The sequence below is a fragment of the Oleiphilus sp. HI0123 genome, from assembly GCF_001635315.1.
This window is the reverse complement of sequence record NZ_LWGE01001266.1, coordinates 1-3,826: the sequence shown is the minus strand read 5'-3', so window position 1 is coordinate 3,826 and position 3,826 is coordinate 1. Positions and strand designations below refer to the sequence as shown.

3 protein-coding genes are annotated in these 3,826 nt (G+C 40.3%); 2 read left to right on the top strand and 1 reads right to left on the bottom strand.

All coding sequences use genetic code 11. The features are described 5' to 3' along the window. Positions 1-132 precede the first annotated feature (132 nt). Positions 133-438 carry a cytochrome c gene (locus tag A3761_RS14980; RefSeq protein ID WP_068509251.1) on the bottom strand — a complete coding sequence of 102 codons (306 nt, stop codon included), beginning with the start codon at positions 436-438 and terminating at the stop codon, positions 133-135. Between the two features lie 198 nt (positions 439-636). Here A3761_RS14980 and A3761_RS14975 point away from each other — a divergent pair, with 198 nt between their 5' ends. Further along, entirely contained in the window at positions 637-1,740 is a 1,104-nt protein-coding gene (locus tag A3761_RS14975; protein ID WP_068510380.1) for a PilT/PilU family type 4a pilus ATPase, read from the top strand. An 86-nt stretch (positions 1,741-1,826) separates the two neighbouring features. Next, on the top strand, positions 1,827-3,725 hold the full coding sequence (locus A3761_RS14970) for an HD domain-containing phosphohydrolase (RefSeq protein ID WP_068641758.1): 1,899 nt from the start codon (positions 1,827-1,829) through the stop codon (positions 3,723-3,725). Positions 3,726-3,826 lie beyond the last annotated feature (101 nt).

Sequence of the window (3,826 nt, the reverse complement as noted above, 5' to 3'; positions counted from 1 at the left end):
TTGTTTGGGTCTCATTGCTCAGCACTTAAGACGCTCAACGAGCTTGCTTAGATAAGGACAAAACAGTCAGTTTGAGCAATAGTTCAATGCTCGCAACCACCTAAAGACCTTTTTAGGTCTCGATATATCTGGCTACAGACCTTTTAAGTATGCGGAGATCTTCATTGACTCTTCTACACTCATATTCTCGAAAGTCGTCATCTTACTAGCATCACTTCCCACCCTAACTTTATGAGATACCTGCCAAGCACTTAGTTTAGTGCCCTTATTAGGCGGAACAGCCCTTAGAAATTTTCCTAAGCCTGTTGAGTTATGACACTCAGAGCAATGGTGTTCGAATAGGTCTTTTCCTGACGCTAGGTCTGGGTGGTTGTGCTGGTCATTGCCACACCCAACTAAGAAGATACATAACAAGGTGATTGTATAAACGATAGGCATATTTAATATCCTTTCATGTTCTAAACCGGACAATTAACGTATTGAATTAGCAAATAATTCCTTGTACTGATCCATTTAAGCATTACAAAAATAAATAGCTATACTTAATTCTGTCTATATAAATTTAACCAAACCTAATCTCACCTATAATTATATCAATCACTAAATAATGTTCAAAAATAAAGCTAAGGCTGACTAATGACCAATATCTCGCAGTACTTACAGTACATGATTAAAAAGCAAGCCTCGGATTTGTTTTTTAGCGCGGGCTTTCCTGTCTTAGTAAAAATACAAGGTGTTTGTAGTGCGATTAATAAAGACACGGCTTTAACATCAGCCCAAACCAAAGAGCTTGCTTATTCTCTGATGAATGATCAGCAAATTAAGAATTTTGATGAGAATCTGAGCACTAGCGTTGGTATTTCCGTTCCTAACTTGGGGCGATTTCGCCTGAGTGTTTTTAGGCAACGCGGTTCTGTTGCGATGGTGATTCGTTGTATTAAAACCTCACCGCCAACTCTAGAAGAGCTAAGGTTACCAGAAGATCTGGGTGAGTTTATGTTTGAGAAACGCGGGCTGGTTCTGGTTGCTGGCGCCACCGGCTCAGGTAAATCTTCAACGCTAGCAGCAATGATCGATTTTCGAAACAAGCATTCAACAGGACATATTCTGACTATAGAAGACCCAATTGAATACTTATTCTCTTACAAAAAATCAATTGTTAATCAACGGGAAATCTCGATCGATGCCAAGAGTTATTCAGATGCTTTGAAAAGTGCAATGCGTGAAGCTCCAGATGTAATCATGATTGGGGAGATAAGAGATACCGACACAATGAAACAGGCGATCGTATATTCTGAAACAGGTCATTTATGTTTAGCCACTATTCATGCCAGCAATGCCGTTGAAACATTGGATCGAGTTATTAACTTTTTCCCTCCAGATGACCGGGGACAAATATTGATTGATCTATCAAGAAACCTTCATTCTGTTGTTTGCCAGCGACTTGTAAAAAGTAAGGATGGTTCATTAACTCCAGCATTAGAAATATTGCGAAATTCTCCTTACTTTGGTGAGTTGATTCAGAAAGGAAAAATTGGAGAGTTAACTGAAGCATTTGAGAGAGACATGGATCAAAATGTTGTTACTTTCGATGAATCTCTAATTAAACTCTATAAAGAAGGGAAAATCTCAGCGGAAGAAGCTATTAACAACGCAGATTCGAAACATAATGTCCAAGTGAAAATCCGCCTTAAAGACGACCCCAGTGCGGCCTCTGAAGGTTGGCAAATAAAAAGCTAATGTGCAAATGTCGGTATCATGCCAAATCATTTCTTACTGGAAAATAGATCTTTTTACCTTCTTTCTGAATTATTAGGACGAGTTTATTGAAAACAAATATTCGAAGCCGGATTATTATAGCCGTTGTTGTGTGTCTGGTATTAATTTCCGCGACACTAGCCTACGTTTTATTTGAGCAATCTAGGATAGATAAGAAGTTTTTGTTGGTAGACAAAATTATTAGCCATACTGGAATAGTCGATCAAGCACAAACTGTGTTTGTATCCCTATTAGCCGAACAACGGGCTTCTATTCGAGTCAAAAAAGAAGGTTCACAGTTCAGTAATCTTATTGACGAGCTAAACGCTCTCTTGGAAACAATTGAGCATAAACCCATATTAGCTGAAAAAGAACAATTTCTGTTGAAACGAGTTAGAAGTGACATTGCTCGCTTATCTAGCCTGAGCTCGAACCTATTAGTTTTAGCGGGTTCTACCGAAACTAGCGGGAAAAACAGCTTGTTGAGTGAGTTCGATGCATTAGGCCAGAAAATCACCACACAGCTAGACCAGATTCATATTTTTCTTGACCATGAATTAGAAAAAGCTTTTCATGAAGCATCTGAGATGCGTTATGGCGCACAAAAAAGCGTTGTCATTAGCGGCACGCTTCTCGTCTTTTTCCTTGTCTTTTTTAGCTTCCAGCTAGTTCGTTCGATTACACGTCCCATTAACGACCTGGTTAAGGCGACTCAGAGGCTTAAAAGCTCAGAATGGGATTATCGAGTCAATTTAGATACCGGGGACGAATTGGAGGAACTTGCTGACAGTTTCAACAGCATGGCTGAACAGCTTTCCCATCAACACCTAAGCCTCAAAGACCAACTGGATAGACACAGTATTCAGCTAAAGGAACGTTCTTTAGACCTTGAGATACTTTTATTGGCAAGCGCTGAACTCTCGTCCGAGTTAGATATTGAGCAGTTGCTAAAGCTTATGGCGCAGAAACTAACAAGTACACTGAAAGTAACCTATTGCCGTATTGCTCTAAAAGATAGTGAGCATGCAGGCCCTGTAATTCGCGCAGCCTATCCCATCAGGATGCTAGATTGGGAGCCTGGCATTGGAAACGAGTTAGACGTAAAATATTGTCCTGACTTACAGAAGGCTTTTGACACTGGACGATACGTATCAGTTTCTAATACAGAAATGTTTGATCGGAGACATAAAGTTGAGTTGGAACAAATTTTCACTTCTGAAACACATTCCGGTTTAATCTTTCCCTTAGTTATTAAAGGACGCTCAGAGGGTGCTATTATTTTGGGTGAGTCAAGAGTGTGGGACCGGGAACCTTTTTCTCAAGAAAAAATCGCCCTCTGCCAGACGCTAATCAACCAGTCTGTTATAGCGATCGAAAATGCAGAAAACTATGTGTCTTTGCATTCAATGTTTTTGGATACAACCTCTGCCTTGAGTTCTGCAATTGATGCTAAGTCTCACTGGACTAAGGGGCATTCGGAGCGCATGACAGCTCTGGCATTACGTATTGGACGGAAATTATCACTTGATTCCGAATCATTAAACCTTCTCAAGGTGGGCTGCATTCTCCATGATATTGGGAAAATCGGTACCTATGAGCAGATTCTAAACAAGGCTGAGCCACTTACGGATAGTGAACTTGAAATCATTCGTCAACATCCAGTAAAGGGGGAGCTTATTCTTAAACCAATCCATAAGTTTAAAGCGATTCTACCTATAGTAAGAAGTCATCATGAAAAATATGATGGAACAGGCTACCCAGATGGATTAAAGGGCGAAGATATTCCGATTCTCGCCCGTATTGCAGCGCTCGCAGATACATACGATGCGATGACCGCTGATAGACCTTATAGAAAGGGTTGTAGCCGCTTAGAAGCTATTGCTGAAATTAAGCGCTGCTCAGGGACGCAGTTTGACCCAAGTATTGCTGGCGTATTTATTGAGATATTGAAAGATGAGTATTCATAGTTAAAAACATGTTCTTCTATCCTTACCAATCAAGCCGTGCTGGAAACACAAGTATCTAAAACTTAATGCTGACTTACACGCGCACAGTTAGAACGACTCTA

Coding starts and splice junctions, on each gene's coding strand:
- A3761_RS14975 (WP_068510380.1), top strand. CDS start 637: ATGACCAATATCTCGCAGTACTTACAGTACATGATTAAAAAGCAAGCC.
- A3761_RS14980 (WP_068509251.1), bottom strand. CDS start 438: ATGCCTATCGTTTATACAATCACCTTGTTATGTATCTTCTTAGTTGGG.